Raw genomic sequence first — 23,270 nt, 5'->3', positions numbered from 1 at the left:
AATTCAGCTAGTTAAATCAATATTCACGACTATATCAAAGTTTATCTTTTAATCATTCTCATCATGAAATTATCTCTAGTCTGTACACTAGTCCGAAATATATATAATCGGCACGCAAAAAATAGTATAAAGTTTAATATTTCACCGTGTATTTAGCATAATTCAAAATTCATTTCCTTATATTTTTTGCTATTTAAACTTACTTTATCCCTACTTTTATAGTACTAAATATTAATTTCACCTACTTTTTAACTACTTGGATATCAATCATCTAAAATGCTACTTACTTTTCACTTACTTCTTTAAAATTTTTTAAATCTAATTACCTAAGTTAATCAGTTGACAAATTAAATAAATTAACGCAACTATATTGATAGATAATTTAATGTCGCGTCAGCAGATCATTTTAGGAGGATATTTTGATTGACAAGAAAACAAATTCAACTTGCTTGGAAATTAAATAACTTTCAAATATGTGAGGACTTAAAATGTCAATTCATAATAACGTCCTTTCCTCATCAAAATTAGCGGACTTTAATCAGAATGGTTTCGTTTGCTTGCAAAGCTTATTCACGATGATGGAGGTTAAAGAAATAAGTAATGCTATAGATGAACTTGAAAGAGAAGACCCAATCAGTTGTATTGGTAAGCAGATGGTATACCTTGAAGACAACCTTCTCACAGGTCAAGGTAAAGTGTATGCCAAAATTGAGAAGTTTATTGAGTATAGTACTGTTCTAAACGAATTAGTCTACAGTCCCAAGCTCATAGGCTATATAAGCCAACTATTTGGAGAACGCCCAGTTTTATTTAAGGATAAGATCAATTTCAAGTTATCGGGAGGGCATGGTTTCGAGCCTCATCAGGACATTTACCCAGGTTGGGTAACTTATGCTTCTTACTTCATTTCTGCGTTAATTACTATTGATGCTTCGACACCATCTAATGGTTGCCTCGAAGTTGTTGTTGGATATCACGAGCGCGACTTGCCAGAAAGAAGACGGGAGCGACTAACACAGGAACAGTGGAAGAGCATTGAGTTTATATCTTATCCTACAAGCCCTGGTGACGTGCTTTTGTTCGATTGTTTTGTACCTCACAGATCTGCTCCAAACCTCAGCGATGACCCACGTCGCAACTTATATCTCACCTATAACCCTGAGTCACAAGGTGATCATCGCTTGCGCTACTTTACAGACAAACGGTGCTTATTTCCACCAAACTATGAGCGAGAGCCGGGAAAAACTATAAGTTTTTCCCCCGAAAAATGGCTCTCCAGCACTTAGTATGCTGTTTAATGCTGAAACCTTCTTCAGACAAGCGACCAAAGCTAAAAGTACATTATTACTGTTAGCTAGGGTTAGATATTAAAGTCAGTGTCTTCGCCAGTTTTAGCCCTTATATGCTAGTGAGCAAAGCTTCGACCATATAAAGGCAAAACAGCAGTGTTGTTTAACTACTTCAATCTTCAGGAGAAAAATAATGAACGTAACTACTATTGATCAACGTATCCTCAACTTACGCAAGGCTGTAGCTCAGGCTAGCAGCGAAACAACTGAGACGATTATGGACATGGCTGAGGTGAAAAAAGACTTGAATGGAACTTACGCCGCAGGTGTGCGCCTTAATTGGGACAATTCGTTTCTTCAGTGGAATGACTCGTGGGGCAACGGGGGTAACGGACACTAAGGACTGTGGATGAGTAATATGCAATTCTACCTTGGTTGTAATTGAGATATATGGTACTGGACTCCTAATAAATGATGATACCTGAAACGCTTTTAGCGGAAGAGTTTTAATATACGAAAAAACAGTTATCACTCTTTTAAACACTAGTACCAAAGTACAGTTATAAATTCAACAAGAAGTTTTGCACTTTATCCCTCATTTGTCACTCTAGGTAGCAAAAAAGTTTCCTGACAGGCATAAAAGCTTACACCATAAGGCTGATTTACTAACACATTTAGATGTGGGGTTTTGGTAGAAGGCTTGGCTTACCTAATTTTCTGATTTTATTTCTTGGAAGTGACAAATGAGGGTTATTAAATCCACATCACCAACCCAAGAACACAAATAAATCTGGCAACTTTGTCTGTGTTCTTGGGCATTAAAACAAGTAGCCTAATATCTTGAGGTATCAAGTGAAGCAACTAATCATTCTGCAACCAACTCCATTCTGCAACATTGATTGCCGTTATTGCTATTTGCCATCTCGCAGTGTGACGGATCGTATGTCTTATGAAGTTATGGAAAGAATCTTCGATGAAGTTTTTCAAAATAAGCGTTTTGACGATCCTTTGAGTTTTGTGTGGCACGCAGGTGAGCCATTAACAGTTCCACTAAGCTATTATCGAGAGGCGTTTGACCTTTCCAGTAAATTGAATCAACCTTATCAACGCAAGTATTATCACGTTATCCAAACCAATGGCACGCTTATAAATGATGAATGGGCAGACTTTTTTCTTGAGTACAACGTCAAAGTGGGGGTAAGCATTGATGGGCCAAGTTTTATTCACGATAAAAATAGAATAACTCGTTTGGGTCAGGGAACACATGAAAGAGTCCTGCGAGGCATCAAAATTCTTCAGTCAAAAGGTATCCCCTTCGATGTAATTATGGTACTCACTCGGTTTGCATTAGATTACCCTGATGAAATATTCAATTTTTTTATAGAAAATGGTATTAAAAATGTGGGTTTCAACATAGATGAGCTAGAAGGTAACCACAAAACGTCTTCGTTTGAAGCAGATGACGCAACTTTAAAATATAGGAAGTTTATCAGACGATTTGTTCAGTTAGTTGACGATAGCCAAGGTAAACTGATTGTGAGGGAGTTTAGGCAACTTGCTTCCACAGTGTTACATACAGACGACCACATAAGAGAACCAGTTGGTAGCATAAATACTCCATTACAGATCCTAACATTTGATTGTCATGGCAACTATTCCACATTTTGTCCCGAACTTTCCGGCACAAAAAGCGAAAGGTTTGGCAATTTTGTAATGGGAAATGTCCTTGTAGATCCTATAGAAAAGATTCTTGATAATCCGATTTTCCTTATGGTAAATGAGGAGGTGCAAGCAGGGGTGCGTCAATGTGAAAAAAGTTGTGCGTACTGGAAAGTATGCGGCGGCGGGTTCCCCGCAAATAAATTTTTTGAGAACGGACGTTTTGACGTTATGGAAACAATTCACTGCCGCATCCATACGCAAGCCACAGTAGATGTTATTTTGGAATATTTTGAGAATAAACTTCAGTTAAGGAATGTTGATGAAATAGCACACAATCAATATATATAAAAGTTTTCGGCAGTGGTATAGAAGTAGTGATTTTTCTCTTGTTAGTCCCTGTATAACAAGAGTTTCAGCCTCTGCTATAGCAATCCGATTTGATTACTGAATCACTAGTAGAGACAGGGAATAGGGAACAGGGAAGAAGGAATTAAAGATGTACTGATTTTTATTCAAAAATCAAATATGACTCCTATATCACTACATATTTACCACTACCAAGTTTTCTAAAAGCCTTATCAGACTTTCATTTGATAAAGGAAATATAATCCGCCATTATTCCATTAAAACATACATTTTAAATGTGTACATTAAATTTAATATCCGGAATTAAAATCTTTGATGGTCATACCTCTCTGGATTCTCCTGATTCAAGAATACACTTGAATACAGGCATAATTAATGCCTCAAATCTATTAATACCCACTCAACGCTATAGTCCCATCGCTTATATCCCAAAAAGTGATTGGCGAGTGCCAAATACTGAAGAATCTAAGTTGCTTAGAGTTACAAAAGCCCCATTTGAATCTGGGAATTGGGTTAGCATTATACGCATTCCAGATGATGTGTTAGCACCCTTTAAACAACTACGTGACTCTACCAAGATAGAGAAAGAGCAGACCTTGTTTAATCTCAAAAAAACTTCCGATTGTCAGAAAGGAATTTCCCAAGTTATTGAATATATTGCGCCTTTAAGTGAAACGGCATCTCAATATTTTGAAGGAATAGGAATTTCACTAAATTTACCTGGGCTTATTACTAGCACCGTAGATTATGAAAGAAATTGTTATATTGGTTTGCATTTGGATAGTTGGTATGGAGCTTCTTTGAAAGAACGACATCTTTCTCGGAACCGAATTTGTATCAACTTAGGTCATGAAGACCGTTTTCTATTATTGGTTAATCTGTCTTTGCAAACTATGTTTGATATCTTAGAAACTGACAAGTCAAACGACCCTAAAACATTAATATTTAACTTTATGCAATATTTTTCAAACTATCCAGTAATTAGACTGAAGATTGCGCCTAATGAAGCTTATATTGCCCCAACAGAAAATATTATCCACGATGGTTCAACGCTTGGTCAAATGTATTTTGATACATGTCTGACGATTCGTGGAAAGTTTAAGAGCAGTTTTCTGTCGCCTTAGAGGCTGTTTATAAAGAAGTTGTAAAGGGTAGAAATAGTCCACCGTTAATATCAATGCTAATGAATGGGCTAGATTGATCAAAATTGTATATAGAGAAAATAATGGAACCTTTAGCATACGAAATTGGAACACAGTTACGTTATTTACTAAGAAGAACCCTAACGTCTTGGAACGGACGTATTGGATTGATGATTTTTGCAGCTTCCTTGTGTATTTTTGGATTTTGGGGAGCTTTAATTATCACAATTATCTACAATGTTGTCCTTTTTATTCGGAGCCGTCAAGCGTTTGGAGAAGAAGAACAGCTTACCACGCATGGTAGCGCACGTTGGGCGAAAAATGTAGATTTGATTAAGAGCGATAACATAGCGGTAAAAGTAGAAACGGATCGTTATATACTCGGTATCTCTAATGAAGTAATTCTGTTAAAAAAGGAAGAGCTTGAGGTAAGTTTGAAAGTCGAACTAAAAGGAAGGCAGTCAGGCTATTTGCCACTGATTGTTACTGGTTCAAAGGACTCTAACTCGTCAAGAACTGACGACGGACATGTTTTAACAATTGCTGGATCAGGTGCGGGTAAAGGTGTTGCTGTCGTCAAGCCTAATTTGATGGTATATCAAGGTTCAGTTGTTGTTCTAGACCCGAAAGGAGAAAACTTCCTAAGTACATACGAGACGAGACTTCGTTTAGGTAATCGTATTTGTCTGATAGATCCATTTAATACGATTCCCGCAGATATCCGATCCAAGTATCAGGTTCGATTCAATCCTCTAGACTTGCTAGAGAAGTTTTATCTCGAAGGCAATCATTCTGATGTTTACGATGAAGCGACTTCAATTGCTGATCTAATTGTACTGACAAATGATGGAGAGGCACAACCCCACTTTAATGAGAAAGCCAAAGCTTTTATCCGTTCAGCGATCCTCTTCGTTACCTACGCCGAAGGGTATCAGGACAGGGAGAAATTTCCGCTCACCCTAGTTACGGTTAAGGATTCTATTTTCAAATGGTTCAGTGATCCCGACAAAATCAAAGTTTTTGTTGATATATGCAACAAAAATCCCAATCTTAGATCTGTGGCAGGAGCGATTCAAATGATCGCTTCAGAGGAGCGACAAAGTGTGCTTGCGACTGTGCTGCGACACAGTGAATTTTTGGACTCAGAAAACGTTCGGAATTCCCTCGGTGCATCGGATTTTGATGCAAACAACTTGAAGAATGACAAGATGTCAATTTACTTGGTTTTGCCAGCGAATCGCATCAAATCCTATAGTCGTCTAGCTCGTGTCTGGATTGGTAGTTTGCTTCAATATATTATGCACAATACGGCGACACCACGTCATCGAGTGCTATTCATGTTGGATGAAATTGGACAGCTTGGCAAATTAGATTTGTTGCTTCAGGCACTCACTTTGGGACGGGGTTTTGGGCTAGATATTTGGATGCTGTTTCAAGACGTTGGACAGATTAAAAGTGCTTATGGCGAGAACACTTTGCCAACATTTTTTGCCAATAGTAAGTACCAGCAGTTCTTTGGTGTTCGAGATCTAGAAACAGCTAAGTGGGTTTCTGAGCGTCTGGGGAAAGGGACGATCTTGACGAGTCAGTACGGTATAACAGAAGGCAGGACTTCTGGATATAACCACGGCAATGGTAACAACAGTTCAGGTGATACTAATTACTCATCTGGTTATAACTCTGGTAGTAGTAAAAGTGAATCACTAACCTTTTCCAACATCGGTCGGGAACTCTTACAACCAGATGAAGTGATGCGGCTTGGGGAAAAAGAGTTGATTATCCTAATGTCTGACCGACATCCCATAAGAGCTGAGAAATATGATATTCGTGATAAATACTTTCTCGATGCGCTGATAAGATTGGCGATTCCCGGTGCTACATCTAACCAATATTTAGCTTCTGGAGAGTGATACTAATCTTTTTTAGTAGTGATGAGTTACATCTTAATATCTCTCTCCCCTTAGCTCGACTTTATCCATTTTTTCGCAACGTTCTCATTATCTCTGAAACCTTTTTGGGACGGTAGTTTTCCTTTTTTAACTTCATCGATAATCTGTAACGTGGAAAAAGTATTTGTCAAAAAGCCACGGTTTTTATCGGCTAAAGAAAAGCGAGTTCTTAATTTTGGATAAAGTCGAGCTTAGAGGCTATTTATAAAGTAAAAATAAAATTCTTGTAGGGTGTGTTAGGCGCATATTTCGATATGATTTATCACGAAAAATTATGATACGAGCGCCTAGCGCACCGCTATATAACACGGTGCGTTAGGTTAAAGCTGTAACACACCCTACTTAAGATTTACTTTATAAATATAGGACTAATATTTGATTTCTGAAAAAGCTCCGTACATTTGAAGAGTCCCAAAATCAAAGGTAGTGTATCGGATAAACCACTCAAACATCCACTTCAGATGAGAGAACGAAGGAATCAAAGCACAGAAACGCCGCACCCATGTTTTAGCTTGTAACCAAATATCCTCAATTGGATTTTGCGATGGACAATTAGGAGCAAAACGGACGCAGTGAATTTTCCATTGTTCTGGTGGCAAACCTTCGTTTACCTCACCTAAAAAGCCTTGAACAACATGAGAACGATGGTAAGAAGCACCATCCCAAAAAAGAAGTAATTGTTGGTTCGGGGATTGATCTAATAAATAGCGTAAATAATCAATAGTATTTTCAGAATTACCAGCATTGTAAGCTTTCAAAAGCAACTTACCATTGAGATAGTCAACTGCCCCGTAGTATGTCTGTTTATCTCGTTCGTTAATAACTTCCACTGCAATTTCTTGATCGGTTTTTCCCCAAACATATCCGGTTAAGTCTCCCCAGAGAAGATGACACTCATCTATTAACAATACTCTTAGTCTTCCTGATTCTATTTGCTCTCTTTTACTTGCCAACAATGATTCAATTTGTTTTTTTTTGCTGCAACAGCCTCAATGTCCGCCTTTGGATTCAAGGCAGTGGTTTTCTTCCAACTAATTCCCGCCGCGTCAAATAAATCGTAATAGCTTCGTTTTGATTCATAGATCACATCATATTCAAATGCTAATTTGTACTCCAGTTCACCCAGTTCCCAAATATCTTTAGTTTGCAACCAACTTAATACTTCTTCTCGCTGTTCATCGCTCAAGTAACTCTTTCTGCCTTGATGATTTAGGCGTAGTCCAGAAATTCCATATTCCTGATAAGCGTTCTTCCAGCTTGTAATCGAACCAAGAGACACATCTAAAATTGTTTGAATTTCCTCATACTTATAGCCTTGATAAACTAGCTTTACTGCCAATGCTTTCCTGACCTCACGCGCATCTGGCCGATGATCTATAAATTCTTGTAGTTCCCCGATCTTAGCTTGTAGCTCCTGGTTTATCATGTTCGCTCTTAGACAAGATACTCCCTCCGCATTATCGCGTAGTCTTTTTCAGAAATCAAATATGATTCCTATAGTCTCTTATGGGAAAGAGGTTATTGTTGATATTTCTTTAAAATCTGTATCAAGACTTTTGAAAAGAGTTACGACGTAAAAGTTATGAATTATTCACAATACTTAGAACAACACCAGCAACTTACTCAAGAGCTAGATGGAGCCTCAAAAGAGTTCGAGGATCTTCGGTCGCGTTACGATAGTGCCTCTATTGAAGAACGTAGCAACTTGGAGTCTGAGTTGAAGGAGTCGATGAATAAAGTTGAAACTGCGCGGTCGAATCTTTACTCACTCGAATCCCAAAATCCAGAGTATAAACAAGCGAGAGAAGAAGGTCAGTCAGATACTAGATTAGATAAAAGCTGGCAAGAACATTGGCAGAACCATCCAGATTCTGTTGTTCGTGAAAGGTTTGAAACAGCTTACAATTTTTATCAACAAGCTGGATATAACGATAAAGAAGCTTTACAAGAGATGAAAGGGATTAATTTCAATCGTGAAGTTAGTGTAGAAACTATACAACCTGATGAAGTTTTGAAGCAATATCAAAACCCAGGAACTAACAAAGTTGGCAACTACTTTACCCAAGACTCGGATAAATCAGAGCTAGGCATTCAAGGAGATTCAATATCTAATCAAGAACGCAAGCCTGAGTTTTATGTTGCTAATAAGGAAATAAAAGCTCTCAAATCTACTAACTCTGATGTAGAAAATTGGACAAAAAACAAAGAGCTTAATTATGGAGGAGGTACGCAATATTTTGTTGCCAAAGAAGACCTAGACTCGTTAACCAGTGTCTTTCAAAAGAATACTATTAATTCTCCTGAAATTGATCCCCCTGGAATCACGACTTCAGTTTCTGATTTACCACAACAGATGAATGATATTGATGTTCAAGATTACAAAACTTTAATGTCGGATTGGAATCAGGAGATAGAGTCCGGAATTATAAATACAGATGACAATATGGCTACCTTAGTAAATAATGCCAACCAGAATTTATATCAAAAGCTTACGGGTGAATCCTATGAGGGATCTTCAGAGGACTTGAGTCATTCAGTAGCCGAGAAAGTAGGAGAACATTTTGGTATTGAGAATAAAAATGAATTTGAACAGTTAAATGAGAAATATGTACCTCAGCTTGAAAATCAGCAACAACAAGAACAAAGTCAGAAGATTTCTTACTAAACTTCTCTTTTGAGAGTGTCACTGATGACCATCTAGTCCGTAGAGTGTTCTAAGTCCAATAATTCACAAAAACATTGAAGTTAGTTAGAGGTATGTGAGAAGTTATGTGTACAGGTGTGATCATCGACGATCTGAAAAGAATGACATGGAAGTTAACATTTGGGTGGTGGGGATACTTGTTCCGCAATCCTGATCTGATTTTAATAATAGTGTGCTGGCCAATCACACTTTTGTTCCTATTAGAAACCAAGAAAAATTCGTCATTCGGCGCAATTGTGATGGAGTGGATCGTAGGCAGCTTGATCGCCTCCATCGCTCCTGTTATCACTTTAGTGTTTATTCAGCGCAAACGCTCTGGTTTCGGTCTAATCAACGGGTGGCGCACAGTATGGAGCAGTGATCTCAGACTAATATGGCTGACAGTGGGGATAGTTAGCATACTATTTCTGATCCACCTTATGATAGGAAAATAGAACCGGGGGCGCGAAAAAAGATGTGGGGGTTACTGTATAGGTGGTTCGGTATGTAGGGATATACAGCTTACATGGTAGCAAGTTCCGAAAAAAATTCATGTTCTTTACAGAGAATTCATGAATCGCACCAGGCATCTGCGGTTAACTTCATACCTGTTAAGAAAATTCTACAATGGTTTGTGTAGGTGCGAGTCGTCCCAATAATGATTAACCCCAGCAACGAGCCAGCCAAGCCGAAAAAAATCATTACGATCATTCCTAGCGGGCAACTCACTGAATCTATACCAGATACACAGCCAGAGTCAGATAAAAGTGATAGCACTTCTTCTTCAGAAAACTCCTCTATATTTCAGGCTATTGGGGTAATTGCTGGCACTGTGGATCTCAAAGCCAAACCTCATCCGACTATATCGATTCAAGAGCGGGACTATGTTTTACATCATGCCCCTCAAAAAAAACTGATATTTGATTTTTTAAAAAAACAGATTCGTAACAGTGGTAGTGATTATGTACGGCTCATGGTTTATCCAAGGGTGATACATTTTCCTTTGCGAGATAAACCTCATGTAATCGGGTTTCAGGTTTTGGGCTTTGATAATGGCTCCAAATCGGGTTTGTTTGCAGATTATCAAGACTTGGAGTTTAGATTTACAGGGTTGTGGCAATTCATCCCAGCTTGCCAGACACCTTGTATATCAGTGTTTCGGAATTTTACAGCCGAGAGATTGGATTATATTAAGCAGACCGAGACTTCTAGAAAAGTGCGGTTCATGAAGGCTAGCCACATACCTTTATTGTGGAAAGATGCAATCGTTCCTCCCTTTAGATTCAATCCTTTGCTACCAAAGGAGGAGCGTGGCAAGCCTAGTTTTGTTGAAATTAAAGCAAAATTCCTGCCACATAGGAATGTTTTCGCATTTGAGAGCTTACTAGGGTTGCCCCAAGATAAACCGCCAAAGTTTCTAAAGGCATCAAAAGATGATAAGCTTGCTGCATTTAAAGAGAAAAAAGCGAATATAGCCGCGTCAAAGGGCAATAAACCCAAACCGCAACCTCAAAGTAAACCAGTCAAGAAAGCTCAACCCAAAACCCAAACTCAGCCTGTTCAGCCCCCAACAACCCCACACCAAACACGCTCGCAGTGAAGGAGTAGGGTTTTGTTGTATGTGGTCATGAAGAAACGCCAGCTTCAGATACAGCAGCGCCCACGTCTGGTTTTACCTCCTTCGCCTTCTTTTCAAAAAGCTGAATTCCTGCGTCAATGATCTCAAAGCCGTTTTCTGTTCGCACACCAAGCTTGCCCGATACAGCCCCAGCCCAGTCTGCAAATTCCGAGGCGCTAGTTTCAGCCTTGCGCCAACTTTTTGCATTAACTTGAGCAGTGAAGACTATGCCGTTCTGATCGGTCAACTCGATTGCAACTTTCTTGTTCTCGGCTGGCGTGGCTGTTGGTAGTTCGCCACTAAATTTTATTGTCACTTCGCTTTTGACTTCCATACCTTACCCCTGGCTCATCATCAATTTCATTTTTTCGTTCCTGATTTTATCTTGGATTAGGTTGACCACAAGGTGCGCGATCGCTTGGCTATCGTAGCTGTTCACAAACAAATTGAACGTTGAGCATTCGGCTTGAAACAGAACCAAGACTCAACATTAAAAAACAAAATCCAAAAAAATAATTTTTCCCTGTTTTTGACCCTTTTTTTGTCTATCTAATTGATAATTACTCTCAAGATAAACCGCCCAAACCTTGATTATTGACACATTTATCAATAAATATTACAGTTTTGGCACTTGTTTATTGATTTGATTAAATTCGTGCATCTGAGAAAAAATTTCGACAAAACATCCATTTTCCCAATTCTCACCAACTACATTCAACATCTCCCAATATCTCGACAATATCTCCCAATTCTCCAATTTTTTCTTACCTTCTTACATCTTTTACGTCATCCAGTCACAAAATTCTCATTAGCTCAAAAATTCCCAATAAATCCAAACAGTTTCCAATACTTATAAGAAGTCTCCCATTTGCTCCCAATAATTGGTCAATTGTTGGGAAATTCGCTTAAAAGCTTTTAAGCTTGCTAATCCATCTTTTTCTGACGTACAGTACGCCATCTTTGGCGGAAAGTTTTTTAGTATATTTCCAAAATTCCGAGGTTTAAGAACTCTTGACGAATAAGCGGCGAAGCGGAGTGGCTCTTGCGGGGGAGCATATCTAATTGGCCTCACCAAAATCTCCATGCCCGTAAGAGCCACCGCTTATTCGAGCGAAGCGGTCAAGAGTTCGTCCGGCTACTGAATTCAATCAACGCCTTAACCCCCTTGAACGTGGTTTTTGTTCTAATCTCTCCCGTTCCAGGAGAGCCAAAAGCTGCTGATTCCAATCAGATTCGTCAGGCATAACGATTTTCGCCTGTGGCAGCAACTCCTTGACAGCATGAGCCGCTTCATTCCCCAACTCATCATTATCAAAAGTCACTCCAATTCGCTTGATTGAGAGGAGAAACTCTAACGGTAAGGACTGGGGGCTATCCACTGCCAAATACATGGTTCTGTCTGGGGGTTCTCCATTGTGTATCTCCATCTCCAGTGCTGCCACTGACAGGGTATCAATGGGAGATTTACACAAAATCACTCTCTGAATTTCATCGTTTTCATCGCTGGCTTGGACACCCAGCCGAAGATAAAACCAACAATCAGCCCGTTTTGTCCCTTTGGCATAACCCATGAAGGTGTTATCTTCTCCTACTGTGCCGCGCACAAATGCACCCATAACTTCCCCAGTCAGAGAACGCATCCCAAACACAGCATTTTTTCGCTCGTCGGCATACAGTAATCCTGACTCTTTCAAGGCTGACACCAAATAATTAGGCAGTCCTCTTTTTTTAGTTAAGTAGTTCTGCACTGAGAGCCATTGATTTTCATCTGCTACCGGGGGTGTAAATTGGGGTCTTGGTTGTTGTTGGGCAATCTCAATTACTTCTTTTTGAGTTTTGGCTATGGCTGCCCTCATCACTCCCGATTCTCCAAATCGGTCATGTAACCAGGAGATCGCTTTTTTAAAATCGCAGTCATTGACGTGCATTACCAAGTCAATCGCACCACCGCCACCTTTTTGATGACCAGGGGCAAAGTCGTAAAATTTTGATTTATCTATATTAATGATGTGACCGTGACCCTTCCATCTATTCGCTTGGCTGTGGTCACGGTCTAATCCTAACTGCCATGCCACATCTTCTAATGCCAACTCTCTCAGTAAGGTTGCTTGCTGTAACCACTGATTTTTAGAGGCTTCTAATTCTTGAATTCGCTGTTGTAACAGTTCATTCTCTTGTACTAAAGCTTTGGCAGTGCGTTCTAGTTCCTGTTTCCTGGTTTGCGCTCTCTCCCGGTCGGCAGCTTTGGCTTGCATTTGGGACTGGGTGAGAAAGCTGTTGGGTTCTATGCCGGCGTTGACTATGCTGTAAAAGTCTTTGATGTCCTGGTGTTGGGCTTTACTGCCTTTAATCCCACGCTCTAACCCTAGATGTTCTGTAGCGGCGGAGTAGGAATCTTGGAACTGCCTCATTTTCTGCCGACCGTCGAAGAAGTGTTTGGCTCTGAGTTGTCCATTGTCATCTAAGGGGACAAAGTAAGCATGGATGTGGGGTGTGGCTTCATCTAAGTGCAGTTCGGCTCTGACAATGCGTGAGCCGTAATTATCCTGTAGCCACTGCTGAGATGCAAACAGCCATGCGCGTACTTTATCAGCTTCGTAATATCCTGCTTTCGTTGGGCAGTCTGGTCTAAAATACTCCGGACTGGCGGTGAGCAAAATTTCTACGGCATACACTGCATCAGGGCGAATCTTCCGTTGCTGTTGTCCTATCTTGTCGATTACCAGCTGATCTAATGTCTCTGTTGATGAATTGTTACCAATAAATCTGATATTTTTTTTGCTGCGGTCGGCGTTGGGTGTCTCTCGTTCACGAGCTGTGTGCGCTTCACTGCCTGCTAAATTGCTGCGCTTGAGTTTTTTAATTCGAGCAATCGCGTAAGCCATGCTGCTTCATGAGTGAATCAGGATAATGCGTCGCAGACCCCACGTAGCCTTTTTGTCTCGACCGCAGGGAGAGATGGCGCAAGCCACCCGCAGGGCAAAAAGGTGTAGTGGGTACACTAGTCAATGGTACTTGATGAATCACCCTTTTTTAGTAGATTGTCCCACTACACCCTACTCGGAATTTTTCACTCAACTCTTGCCAAAATATTCTACTTTTTTGGCATTGTATGTCAATTTTTTCTATGATTTTGACAATGACTGTCATAATTATGGTATTTTTTGACATGGGTGAGCTTTTTTGAGAAATGCCTTCAATAAGGCTTTTTTGGCTTGTCAAAAATTTACCTAGTTTTTGACATGGTTTACCAATTTATTTCAATTTTTTGACTGTCATTGCCACAATTTTACTATTTTTTTGACAATGACTGTTTCACCCCTGTTTTTCTTTCAACACCCGTTTTGTTGCCTTTTTCTCTCAAATCTATACCAGTTAATGATTTTAGCGATTTTTTATCACTTTTTTTCATCAGCCCGTTTTTCACTGATTTTTACTCCTTCTCAAAAAAGCTTATTAGGAATTAATGAGAATGAAAATTTATAAAAGGTCACAATTCTATCGATTAACCGTACTTTTATGAGTGAGCCAGAATCTGTTGATTTTTTCTTTCGCTATCGTCCTGCTGCTGATAGTCCTGATGGTGTTTTACTCCGCTATCTGCTCAGTTTTAATTCGACTCAACGCAAGCACATGATTTTAAAGGCTCTCCGTGCTTTTTATCTGGTGGCTGCTTACGGTGATTTGGGTCAGTTTCAAGAGTTCTCTGATGTTGAGGAACTGGTGGCACTGCTCAAACAGACTTATGGTGAGGGTGCTTTTGGTGCTTTTAACCATTCTTTGAGTCTCACTATTGATATTGGTGTTTGTTATTCTGGTGTTTCTACTGTGGTTGATGATGATGATGATGATGATTGGCTTTAAAAGGGGTCATCTTTCGGTAGGCGATGGGGATAAATGAGCATTGATCTTATGTCTTTTGCAATGCTGGAGTTTCAGGTTAACGGTGCGCCAAAGACTAGAACTCTCTTTCTGGCAGTAGATAATCCCAACAGTTTGCCTGTGGAGCGATTGCAGAATATTCCTCATGTCAATGTGGCTTTTGAAAGAGACAAAACAGGGTCAGCAGTAGCACGGGCTTTCATTGAACTACTCCCACAGGTCAAGCGGCTCAAACCCAAAGCCCAAGTTTGGAATCAGCAGCTTCTTGATTACGGGCAGCAGTTCCAGCAACAGCATCACCAACCAGATGATGATTTGACTCAAATAAAGCTGTTTTTGTAGTGCCAATGTAGTTTATTTAGTAGTATTTGTGACTGGTTGTTCTGACTTTTCAATCACTTTTTGGCTCTCAAAAACTTTCCGCGCCTTTTGGCGTACTGTGCGTCAAAAAACAAAATCAGGATACCATAGAATTGCCAGGAAAGTGACTTGGATAAGCCGTGTAGGTATCTGGTGTTCATCACAGAATTAGCATAAAAGCCATTTTTAAGAAGTCATGAGAAGTGCTGAGAATTGACCGAATAATTACATAAATAAGTCAGATACTTCCCTAGTTTTTATGTGATTTTGACTGACAATTAACACAGAAGTAACGCATCAGTAAAACCGCTATACTGATGTGTTTTGTTACTTAAAAAAGTCATTTGTCAAATTAAAAGTGAGGTGGTTCTGATCAGTCTACTCAGGTTATACCAATTTGAGAAAAGAATGCGACAGATACCTGGGTAGGGGCGTACGCCGTACGCCCTTACAGTTATTCATGTGCCGCAAAGATTACTGAAATTGGTATTAGTTGTAGATCCAGATGCTTCACCAAGAGATGATTACCAAAAGCATTGCTGTATTGAAGCATCTTATTCAGTTAAAGCGCGGACTTTTTTTGTCCGGCCACTCTTTGAGCATTCCACGAAATAGCCCTTTGGTGTAGTACAACTATATATTGATGTGAAGAATGGCAATCGCCTCAATGAGTGCCTAACATAACGTGAGTTCGACGGAGCTAAAAAATGGCAGGAGGTAGAGCAGGCAAGTCTTTTGGATGAATATCAATAGATGGTTTTTTAGGCAAATAAGTATAAGCAGCCAAGCCTGCCATCAAATTAACCAAAAAGTTAAATGGACTACGATGTCGGGAGTGTTCTATTTGACAAATATTTTTGAGATGGTCATTCACCGATTCAATGACTGCTCGTTTGCGTAATAAAATTTTATCAAGCAAGTTGACTAAGCGATTTTTCATATTTTTTTTGGATTTAGTAATTAACTCTAAACCTCGCTCGTATAACTCCTCAAATAATTTTTGTGAAACATATCCTCTGTCACCAAAAAGTTTACCAATCAAATCCTCAGTCATTTCTGGCACTGGCTTGCGGTCATCTACGTTGGCAGGAGTTAATTTAAATGCCAGCAATTCACCCTGGTCATTAATTATCAAATGAAGTTTAAATCCAAAGTGCCAACCGACAGAGTTTTTGCCCCAATTTACCAATCCTTTAAATACTTTATGTGCATGGGCGCGGCAATTATGGCACACATTAATGGGTGTGGAATCAATAAAACTAATTCCCGTAATTTCTCCTGTTCTTGTATGCAAAAAACAGCACAAAAGCATTAAGCACCACGGCATCAATTCCACAAATCTGTTGTAGCTGACTAGATTGGGAAATGCCCTACGCCAACTAGGAAGTACATGCAATGTATAAAATTCTTTAAAGGTGCGATAACCACTGCCGTGAAAAGCGATGACTATTGTCATCACTTCTGATACGCACATCCGTGAGTAACTGCGACGCTCTCCTATTGTCGATGGTAACTGTGGTATTTGCTGCCATAAGTGTTGCCACTGTTTGCAGAAGTCATCTACATCACAGAAAATTTCTGTAATGTCAAGCCGAGATACAATAGTAGACATAGCCGAGACCCTCATTTTTGTTAGATATTCTTAGTCTCGGCCTTTTTTGTCACTTTTTCACCCATTCTCTATCAACTGTAGCGATCGCCTGGAGGATTCCCTTTTTGGCAAATCCATACATAGCGAGCTTTTTGCCTTTTTCAACCCATCGAACTCACGTTAACATAGATTTTAATCAATGCCTATCAAGTAATAATGATGAAATTAACTATAGAATTGGGTGGTTTTAAGAAAGCCTTGTAAGAAACAAGCACGTCTCTTAGGTCATTTGGGAAATGTTTACTACTCCCTTGGAAATTATCAACAGTCGATTGAGTTCTTCCAACAGGCTTTAGAAATTGATATTCCTGAGTGGAAGGCATATTTTTCGGAGCGTAAGGATACTGCTTACAAATACCTTGGAACTAAGTAAATGTTAATCAACTGTTTAGTGTAGCAAATTGCAAAGAAATAAAAAGTGTAATCAACCTCAAGTGCAGCTATGAGAAATGGACATAGAAACGAGCCAACCCCTCGCAACAGCGATGCACAACCGAAGCTCCCAAAAGTCTTTTAGAGCCTACCTTTCAAGTTGCAATTAAGAAATCAGCAAAACCACATTGCTTAAACCTGTAGCCCCGTTAGCCCAAGAGATTTGAGTAACGTTTCAGTAAAACTACCCTGAGAAAAAACATATTAGGCACAAAAGCTTGCTTTCAGAACCTCCTATATAGTACATTTGTTCTATTCTTTTGGTTCTGATTTCCCCACAGATTTTGTGGGGTTTTTATTGACCTTTTGCACGCTAGTCATCTTTTTTCGGCAAAAATCTCTATTCTCATAAATTCTCTATCCTGTGATCATGTTTTCTTGGATTTATAGCCGTAGCCATTTCAGTTAGGACGCGGCTTGCTTGAGAACAGTTTCCATTGCATCACGTAGACTATCAGATTTAGATAATAGCTTGCGTACCCTGGTTTTCAAAGTTGCCCAACATTTTTCAATCCGATTGAGGTCGGGTGAGTAGGGCGGTAGATAGATTAACTGACATCCTGCCGCTTCAATTAATTGAGCAATCCGACCGCCACGATGAAACGTTGCATTATCTATAATTACCCACTCACCCGGATGCAATACTGGAATCAAACAAGTTTCTAACCACGTCTCAAATACGGCACGGTTACAAGCCCCCTCGATGGTAAATGGTGCAATTAGTTTTCCCTGCCGATACCCAGCAATCATATTAATGCGGCCCTGCCTACGACCAGATTTGAGGTCATAAAACCGTTCCCCAACTTTGGAATATCCGTAGCCGTAGTTGTCGCGTTCATCCATCCCAGACTCATCAACATATACTAGGTGCGATGCTTTTGGGTTTTCCAGTTGTGCTAAAAATGCCACTCGTTTGGCTTCGTCTCGTTGACTATATCCGTATGTTTTTTTTTACGCGAATGTCCTATTTTTAGTAACGCTCTGGAAATCGTGCGTTGGCTAATTTCTCCATCCCATAACTGTGCCATTTCGCTTTGGGTTTTATCCCCATGTTCTTTGACAAAAGTGCCAAACTTCTCCCAATCACTGATTTTGCCATTCTGCTGCGATGCTTTCCTGACTTTGGGTTTGACATCACCCGTTTCGGCTTTGCGCTGCAACCACAAGTTTATCGTGTTGCGACTGATATTAAACAGCTGGCTTGCCTCGCACTTCTTGAGACCGTCTAATTCAATCGCTTGCATGACTTTTCGTCGAAAATCTTCACTATACGCCTTTGCCATTGAAATTGGGTAGATACACTTGAGAACTCTTATAGTCTACGTCCTAATCTTGATGGCTATAGCTATAGATGCTGTGCCATCTCCTCCTCAGACGGGTTAGCTGCCAGCTATGACTACACTTACCGTTGTCAAATCTACGACTCAGAATTACAACAGCAAGCGATCGCACAACCACAGAATTTCTGATGTTGACATCAGGTATCGAATTGTGGCTTGAGTTGCTTGATAGCCTGGCGTTCTTCTGCGGTTAACTGTTTCCAGACAGCAGCTTTAAATTCCTTAGTCCAGACTGATGCTAATTTCCTCAATCATGTCCCAGGATTGATCCGCAATGCACTCTCTAATCAGTTCCACGTTGGCAATAACTTTCTGCTCAAAAGATAATTCGGGGACAGAAACTGAGGTGGAACAGGGGGTGGAACGGGAGGTGGAACACTCTTCTATTGCCTGTGGTAATTGGGTTTGAGGCTCATCTACAACTTGTTCCACCCCCTGCCCCTCTAAACTTTTTTGATTTTTTTCTAGCGGTTCTATTTCTAGTGGCGTTACTTCTGGCACTCCTGTTTCAAGCAATATTCCTTTTTGCGTTTCATTAGTGCTATCAAAATTTGGAAAAGTTTGGGGGGAATTGGTGGAACAGGTGGAACACTCTGGCTCTAAGTCAGGTGTAGCAAGGATTTCTTGCTGTTCCACCTGCTGTTCCACCCCCCGTTCCACCTGCTGTTCCACCTCTTGTTGGGGTCGAAGCCAGGGACGAATTAACCGACCGTTTACCCGTTTGCGATCGTCTCTTGTCCAGCCGTGAGAACGCAAGATGGCAGCGACACGGTTCTGTTCGGCTTTACTCTGCTTGGCTAATTCAATCTTGAGAACATCACTGAGGATTTCGCCTACAGATACTTCCTTGTGCAACTCAGCCCAAGCCATTACCACCTCTTCCCATGTGTCGGTGCTTTGGTATTGTTTATTGGCTGCATCTAACCATTCATCTTCTGTGTCGGTCAGTCGCCATTGCTCACCATTGCGGTAAGCAGCGACCGCAGCTGCCCAAATTAAATCCCGTTCTTGCTGGAGTAGGTCAATGGGTATTTTCTTGAGTAAAACCTTAATTACCCAAAAGCGACGTTCACCCGTGGGGTCATAGAGAAATTCATCTAAATTGGTAGTTCCCACCAGGATGGATGGACGGGGGAAATCTTCAATATCAGTACCATAGGGGCGACGCATTGAGTCTTTCTTTCTGGACAGAAATGCCTTGAGTTGGGAAACATCCTTTTTCTTGTAGGAGTTCTCAAACTCGGCATATTCTAAAATCCAATACTGGCTAATTTTTAAAATCTCGTCTTTCTCTGTGCCGTTGAGGTCATCGGTGAAAAAATCTTCCCCGGCTAAAATTTCCCAGAATGTGGATTTGAGGGATTTCTGCTTACCTTGGAGGATGGTAATTTCATCGTGTTTACATCCTGGCTCAAATGCCCTGGCGACAGCGGCGATTAAAGTCCGTTTCATCAGGGCGGCGTGTAGGGGGTCTGTAGTGCCGAAGTAACGTTCGGCTAATTTATCTAAGAAATTGACATCTACGTTGGGATGAAGCTGGACTACTGATTCTAAATACTCAACTACTGGGTTGTATGGGTTAGCTAGAGCTAGTTCTAAGACAACGCTTTTAGCTTGTTCCTTGCTGATATCGATATGAATATGAATTGCCACTTTTAAATCAATGCGGTCAAGTGGTAGTTTTCGCCCGTCTAACTCAACTTGCTTTTTGAGGATATTCCAGCGTAGGCGACCTCCCCAGACGGCGCGAATAGCATTCAATTTTTGCTCCAGTTTACTCTCGGTTGGCCTATCCCGGTCAGCCTCCAGGGAGAGGGTTTTATTCAGCGTATCTACTACAACTCGTCTATCCTCGATGGCTTGTAGGATGTCTTCGGTTGTCGCTCCTGAGTCTATCCAATCTTGAATATCTAATCCCCCATGTTTGGGTAAGTGTGTCCAGTAAAAATCACTGGGTGGGGCATACAACCACTTGGCATCTGGGAAGTCAGAGTTAATATCTTCCATGTGCTTTAGCCCTGGCTCATCACGGTCGGGACAAAGAACTAGGTTAGCACCTTCTAAAGCACTTTGGTAGTTGCCGTAGGAGCGATACTTGCCAGCACCGCCGATGTTAGTGGTGGCTGCTATGCCTCTTGTCCAGAGGCTATCGGCTAGGCGTTCACCCTCTACCACAAATACTGGTTTACCAGAGGCGATCGCTTGCTTGACTTCGGCGTAACGATAGATGGTGATTTGTTGTTGGTGGGAGCGTTTTTGTTCTGGTGAAAAGTCTTTGGCTTTGACCCAACGTGTTCCGTCCCAATATTCCTGAAAGACATCCTTATCTTTGGTTTTGCCTGGACGGATGACAATAACTTTGATTAAGGGATTACCTGCTATGTCGGTGTAAATGTACTCTTCCCTACCTTGAGGACGGGGCGATTTTTTGGCTGTGGCTGGTGCGTAGTATGGTTTGCCGTTGCGGTCGGTTTTAGATGTTCTTTCCCAGCCGGTAGCGGGTTCAGCATCTCGGTTACAGACTGTTAGTTCACCGATTGAGTAACACCAGTCTGGTTTGCCGCAGTGAGGGCATGGGTTTGTTTTGGTAACTTCTACTGGCTTGTCTTTAGTTGGGTGAGATGCTATCTCATAGTGACCTTTAAGTTCAATTGGTTGAAGCGCATTGTTGTTGATAATCACAGATTTTTCCCCTGAATACTTGTTGTTTGAGTATTGGAGGGGGTTATCGCGCTGCACTCTCGTCTATCTATGCGATTTACTGTTTTGCTTGTTTAGGCTTTCTTTTGGGGCTATCAAAAAAATTGATAAATTTAAATCCCAAAATTTCCCAATGAAAATCTAGAAATTTTCACAGCAAGTCATATAATATGAGTAAGCAGCGCGGAACAATCTCTTTTGCCAATCAGTGGTCATTAGCTTCCAACTTAGTTCCACTTCTTTGGTCGTGTAGAGATAAACCCCGCTCGCAGATATTTAAATCTTTAATTTTTACCATCTGGCAAAGTGTTCACTGCTTAGTAACACTTTGTCTTTTTAGTTTTGGTGGTGTTGTGTATTTACCTCCATTACAAGCTTTATTTGCTTTATTGCTTGATTTTACAGAACTTCTGTCAGTCTTATACCTAAGAAAATCTGATTTTTGCTTGAAATTGCTCAATAAAAGTTGAGCATTGTTCAAGGATCTGAGGAACTGTACAGCCTACACTACCGAGAATTAAATTCAATTTGAGTGCAGCTGGTTTTCGCATTATTAACCGCTTCTTCCTCTTGTTGACTGATAATCCAACAATTGTGTTGAGTTGGTTATTCGTTTTTCCCTTTCTCAGTTGGTAGCGGATCTAGCTTCATATTGCGGACTCCTACTTCTATAAGATATGCCGCTAGATTGGCAGTAGTTCGCCCTTGGTTGTCAGCTAGTGCTTCAAGCTGCTCAAATACTGTATCAGATAGCGTTACACTAAAACGCTTGGTCATGAATCATTTCCGCTTCAAATTGCCTCCTAAATCATACGCTGTGATTCCTATAAATTATAAACTGCTGCGCTATTGATGTTACATACATCTATTTTAATTTTATTTCGCTGCTATTTTGCATCTAATCACATCTATTTAGATGTTATAATACTTCTAACAGCCAAAAACAGCCACCCAACAAAGGCAACAGAAGCCAGAAAGTGACTTTTAGGCTTACCAAAAACTGGATGTGTGGATTTAAGGCGATTTAGCCTTTAAATTCTCCAAAGCCAGAGAAATTAGGACTTTTACTAACCATCAGAACCATGACAACCACATACACCAATGACAAAAATTGGCTCGTTCAAGCCAACTTGCTTGCCAATTCTGGGCTAGATGCCCTGATTGCAGGTAAAGACCCCGGTGCTGGGTATGGCAAGGCAGTTTATGGTGATTTTTCCATCATGATGCCAGCAGCATACTCAGTAGTCCGCAACCGCAACATTCGCCACCACGAAACCATCGTTTCACAGTTTGAAATCGTCCCTAATTCATCAATGCCGTCCGATAAAAGCTATTAACTGAAATTTGTGTAAAAGCGTAAACCCATGAAATATGACTCTCGGCGCATCACCATTTCCTACTTAGCAGTGGAAGAATTGTGCAAAATGTTTGGACTGCCTCAAGACGTGCCAACCCAAGCATTATCCGCAGCAGTAGAAAAGCTAATTTTTCAAGCCGATAGCAGTGTGCCAGCAGAGAGTTATGCAATTCGTCCGCATAACCACAACAACCTAACAGCAAGCAATGGAAGTCGTAAACACCTTTAAAGTTGCAATACAGATACCGCATATTTGCTTACCGTGCATTTAATTGCACTCCCCAAATGCAGAATATGTAATTCAAATACGCGAGATGTGCAATTCAAATACACGAGATGCGTAATTCATATACTGCATAAATGCAAAATTCAACTTGTGCATATTGCATAAAAACTATGGAAAACCAGGAGCGCGTAATTTACGAAACATTGATAGGTGAGAGAGTGTGTGATTCTCACTGGTGGAGAGTCAGAAAGTCAATGATTACCTGTGAATTACCACTAACCAAGTCAGGATTTGAACTGTTTATTGCACTAAAGAAAACATCCCCCAGGTACTTTAGCCAATACCACAAAGTAAAAGCCCAAATCTCGAAACAAATAGAACCAAGTATTGGTGAAGGAATAACTGGCGAACAGTTTATAAAACTTCTGGAGCAGCTAAACATTCATCCAAATCAATCAACGATATCCAGATGGTTTAAAAGCTGTGGAGGCTACAAGAGTAAAGCTTTTTATAACAAACCAGTTCTCATCCCTATTTGTGCGCTTGCACTAATTTACAAGTCAAAAACACAAAACAACTCACTCGCTAAAGTTAGCTAATTTTGGAAAAAATA

The 23,270-nt window shown here is 40.4% G+C and carries 21 protein-coding genes; 13 read left to right on the top strand and 8 right to left on the bottom strand.

All coding sequences use genetic code 11. The annotated features are described in order from the left end of the window. Window positions 1-488 precede the first annotated feature (488 nt). The 5 genes from FD725_RS31720 (at window position 489) to FD725_RS31700 (ending at window position 6,369) form a co-directional block, all read left to right on the top strand. A complete protein-coding gene (locus FD725_RS31720) occupies window positions 489-1,286 on the top strand; it encodes a phytanoyl-CoA dioxygenase family protein (protein ID WP_179052144.1) in 798 nt (265 codons plus the stop codon). A 196-nt stretch (window positions 1,287-1,482) separates the two neighbouring features. Next, window positions 1,483-1,689 carry a hypothetical protein gene (locus tag FD725_RS31715; RefSeq protein ID WP_179052143.1) on the top strand — a complete coding sequence of 69 codons (207 nt, stop codon included), beginning with the start codon at window positions 1,483-1,485 and terminating at the stop codon, window positions 1,687-1,689. A 452-nt stretch (window positions 1,690-2,141) separates the two neighbouring features. Next, window positions 2,142-3,299 carry a cyclophane-forming radical SAM/SPASM peptide maturase GrrM/OscB gene (gene grrM, locus FD725_RS31710; protein WP_179052142.1) on the top strand — a complete coding sequence of 386 codons (1,158 nt, stop codon included), beginning with the start codon at window positions 2,142-2,144 and terminating at the stop codon, window positions 3,297-3,299. A 293-nt stretch (window positions 3,300-3,592) separates the two neighbouring features. After that, entirely contained in the window at window positions 3,593-4,441 is an 849-nt protein-coding gene (locus tag FD725_RS31705) for a hypothetical protein (protein ID WP_179052141.1), read from the top strand. Between the two features lie 101 nt (window positions 4,442-4,542). After that, entirely contained in the window at window positions 4,543-6,369 is a 1,827-nt protein-coding gene (locus FD725_RS31700) for a type IV secretory system conjugative DNA transfer family protein (protein WP_179052140.1), read from the top strand. Window positions 6,370-6,776: 407 nt separating this feature from the next. Here the strand turns inward: FD725_RS31700 and FD725_RS31695 are convergent. Next, window positions 6,777-7,834 (bottom strand): IS630 family transposase gene (locus FD725_RS31695; RefSeq protein ID WP_256872054.1). Its coding sequence is split into 2 segments (ribosomal slippage): window positions 6,777-7,387 and window positions 7,387-7,834, totalling 1,059 coding nucleotides; the frame shifts between segments, so codons are not numbered across the junction. Window positions 7,835-7,990: 156 nt separating this feature from the next. On the opposite strand from FD725_RS31695, the gene FD725_RS31690 reads away from it, so the two are divergent. Together FD725_RS31690 and FD725_RS31685 are read left to right on the top strand one after the other, a co-directional pair. Further along, window positions 7,991-9,073 carry a polymorphic toxin type 46 domain-containing protein gene (locus FD725_RS31690; RefSeq protein ID WP_179052139.1) on the top strand — a complete coding sequence of 361 codons (1,083 nt, stop codon included), beginning with the start codon at window positions 7,991-7,993 and terminating at the stop codon, window positions 9,071-9,073. 676 nt (window positions 9,074-9,749) lie between these two features. After that, window positions 9,750-10,691 carry a hypothetical protein gene (locus tag FD725_RS31685; protein ID WP_179052138.1) on the top strand — a complete coding sequence of 314 codons (942 nt, stop codon included), beginning with the start codon at window positions 9,750-9,752 and terminating at the stop codon, window positions 10,689-10,691. 25 nt (window positions 10,692-10,716) lie between these two features. Here the strand turns inward: FD725_RS31685 and FD725_RS31680 are convergent, their stop codons facing one another. The 3 genes from FD725_RS31680 to FD725_RS32915 form a co-directional block, all read right to left on the bottom strand. Further along, on the bottom strand, window positions 10,717-11,043 hold the full coding sequence (locus FD725_RS31680; RefSeq protein WP_179052137.1) for a hypothetical protein: 327 nt from the start codon (window positions 11,041-11,043) through the stop codon (window positions 10,717-10,719). Between the two features lie 814 nt (window positions 11,044-11,857). Continuing rightward, on the bottom strand, window positions 11,858-13,594 hold the full coding sequence (gene mobV / locus FD725_RS31675; protein ID WP_179052136.1) for a MobV family relaxase: 1,737 nt from the start codon (window positions 13,592-13,594) through the stop codon (window positions 11,858-11,860). A 407-nt stretch (window positions 13,595-14,001) separates the two neighbouring features. Then, window positions 14,002-14,136: a hypothetical protein gene (locus FD725_RS32915; protein ID WP_256872053.1), complete on the bottom strand. Its 135-nt coding sequence runs from the start codon at window positions 14,134-14,136 to the stop codon at window positions 14,002-14,004. A 92-nt stretch (window positions 14,137-14,228) separates the two neighbouring features. On the opposite strand from FD725_RS32915, the gene FD725_RS31670 reads away from it, so the two are divergent. Next, complete coding sequence (locus FD725_RS31670; RefSeq protein ID WP_179052135.1) at window positions 14,229-14,573, top strand: hypothetical protein; 345 nt, start codon at window positions 14,229-14,231, stop codon at window positions 14,571-14,573. Between the two features lie 48 nt (window positions 14,574-14,621). Beyond that, a complete protein-coding gene (locus FD725_RS31665) occupies window positions 14,622-14,933 on the top strand; it encodes a hypothetical protein (protein ID WP_179052134.1) in 312 nt (103 codons plus the stop codon). A 718-nt stretch (window positions 14,934-15,651) separates the two neighbouring features. Here FD725_RS31665 and FD725_RS31660 read toward each other — a convergent pair. Next, window positions 15,652-16,563 (bottom strand): IS982 family transposase, encoded by a 912-nt coding sequence (locus FD725_RS31660; RefSeq protein WP_179052133.1) that lies wholly within the window; start codon window positions 16,561-16,563, stop codon window positions 15,652-15,654. A 220-nt stretch (window positions 16,564-16,783) separates the two neighbouring features. On the opposite strand from FD725_RS31660, the gene FD725_RS31655 reads away from it, so the two are divergent. Continuing rightward, on the top strand, window positions 16,784-16,975 hold the full coding sequence (locus FD725_RS31655; RefSeq protein ID WP_179052132.1) for a tetratricopeptide repeat protein: 192 nt from the start codon (window positions 16,784-16,786) through the stop codon (window positions 16,973-16,975). A 464-nt stretch (window positions 16,976-17,439) separates the two neighbouring features. Here the strand turns inward: FD725_RS31655 and FD725_RS31650 are convergent. The 3 genes from FD725_RS31650 to FD725_RS31640 form a co-directional block, all read right to left on the bottom strand. Continuing rightward, a protein-coding gene (locus tag FD725_RS31650) for an IS630 family transposase (protein WP_256872052.1) occupies window positions 17,440-18,317 on the bottom strand; the annotation gives its coding sequence in 2 pieces (ribosomal slippage) (window positions 17,440-17,985 and window positions 17,988-18,317; 876 coding nt in all). Between the two features lie 279 nt (window positions 18,318-18,596). Beyond that, the gene (locus FD725_RS31645; protein ID WP_256872056.1) at window positions 18,597-21,056 is read right to left on the bottom strand and encodes a VapE domain-containing protein; all 2,460 of its coding nucleotides are present in this window, start codon (window positions 21,054-21,056) and stop codon (window positions 18,597-18,599) included. Window positions 21,057-21,680: 624 nt separating this feature from the next. After that, entirely contained in the window at window positions 21,681-21,851 is a 171-nt protein-coding gene (locus tag FD725_RS31640) for a hypothetical protein (protein ID WP_179052131.1), read from the bottom strand. A 305-nt stretch (window positions 21,852-22,156) separates the two neighbouring features. Here FD725_RS31640 and FD725_RS31635 point away from each other — a divergent pair, with 305 nt between their 5' ends. The 3 genes from FD725_RS31635 (at window position 22,157) to FD725_RS31625 (ending at window position 23,256) form a co-directional block, all read left to right on the top strand. After that, a complete protein-coding gene (locus FD725_RS31635) occupies window positions 22,157-22,411 on the top strand; it encodes a hypothetical protein (protein ID WP_256872055.1) in 255 nt (84 codons plus the stop codon). A 27-nt stretch (window positions 22,412-22,438) separates the two neighbouring features. After that, window positions 22,439-22,660, top strand: coding sequence for a hypothetical protein (locus tag FD725_RS31630; protein WP_179052077.1), 222 nt, complete (start codon window positions 22,439-22,441; stop codon window positions 22,658-22,660). A 167-nt stretch (window positions 22,661-22,827) separates the two neighbouring features. After that, complete coding sequence (locus tag FD725_RS31625) at window positions 22,828-23,256, top strand: hypothetical protein (protein WP_179052130.1); 429 nt, start codon at window positions 22,828-22,830, stop codon at window positions 23,254-23,256. The last annotated feature ends 14 nt before the right edge of the window (window positions 23,257-23,270 follow it).

The sequence above is a fragment of the Nostoc sp. TCL26-01 genome (assembly GCF_013393945.1).
In the GTDB taxonomy this organism is placed as follows: domain Bacteria; phylum Cyanobacteriota; class Cyanobacteriia; order Cyanobacteriales; family Nostocaceae; genus Trichormus.
The sequence above is the reverse complement of the archived record's forward strand: the minus strand, read 5'-3'. Positions and strand labels throughout refer to the sequence as shown.

Excerpts from the sequence above, each read along its gene's own strand:
- FD725_RS31635 (WP_256872055.1), top strand. The coding sequence starts at position 22,157 with ATGACAACCACATACACCAATGACAAAAATTGGCTCGTTCAAGCCAAC.
- FD725_RS31630 (WP_179052077.1), top strand. The coding sequence starts at position 22,439 with ATGAAATATGACTCTCGGCGCATCACCATTTCCTACTTAGCAGTGGAA.
- FD725_RS31705 (WP_179052141.1), top strand. The coding sequence starts at position 3,593 with ATGTGTACATTAAATTTAATATCCGGAATTAAAATCTTTGATGGTCAT.
- mobV (WP_179052136.1), bottom strand. The coding sequence starts at position 13,594 with ATGGCTTACGCGATTGCTCGAATTAAAAAACTCAAGCGCAGCAATTTA.
- FD725_RS31665 (WP_179052134.1), top strand. The coding sequence starts at position 14,622 with ATGTCTTTTGCAATGCTGGAGTTTCAGGTTAACGGTGCGCCAAAGACT.
- FD725_RS31660 (WP_179052133.1), bottom strand. The coding sequence starts at position 16,563 with ATGTCTACTATTGTATCTCGGCTTGACATTACAGAAATTTTCTGTGAT.
- FD725_RS31640 (WP_179052131.1), bottom strand. The coding sequence starts at position 21,851 with ATGACCAAGCGTTTTAGTGTAACGCTATCTGATACAGTATTTGAGCAG.
- FD725_RS31720 (WP_179052144.1), top strand. The coding sequence starts at position 489 with ATGTCAATTCATAATAACGTCCTTTCCTCATCAAAATTAGCGGACTTT.
- FD725_RS31670 (WP_179052135.1), top strand. The coding sequence starts at position 14,229 with ATGAGTGAGCCAGAATCTGTTGATTTTTTCTTTCGCTATCGTCCTGCT.
- FD725_RS31680 (WP_179052137.1), bottom strand. The coding sequence starts at position 11,043 with ATGGAAGTCAAAAGCGAAGTGACAATAAAATTTAGTGGCGAACTACCA.
- FD725_RS31690 (WP_179052139.1), top strand. The coding sequence starts at position 7,991 with ATGAATTATTCACAATACTTAGAACAACACCAGCAACTTACTCAAGAG.
- FD725_RS31625 (WP_179052130.1), top strand. The coding sequence starts at position 22,828 with ATGGAAAACCAGGAGCGCGTAATTTACGAAACATTGATAGGTGAGAGA.
- FD725_RS31685 (WP_179052138.1), top strand. The coding sequence starts at position 9,750 with ATGATTAACCCCAGCAACGAGCCAGCCAAGCCGAAAAAAATCATTACG.
- FD725_RS31715 (WP_179052143.1), top strand. The coding sequence starts at position 1,483 with ATGAACGTAACTACTATTGATCAACGTATCCTCAACTTACGCAAGGCT.
- FD725_RS31700 (WP_179052140.1), top strand. The coding sequence starts at position 4,543 with ATGGAACCTTTAGCATACGAAATTGGAACACAGTTACGTTATTTACTA.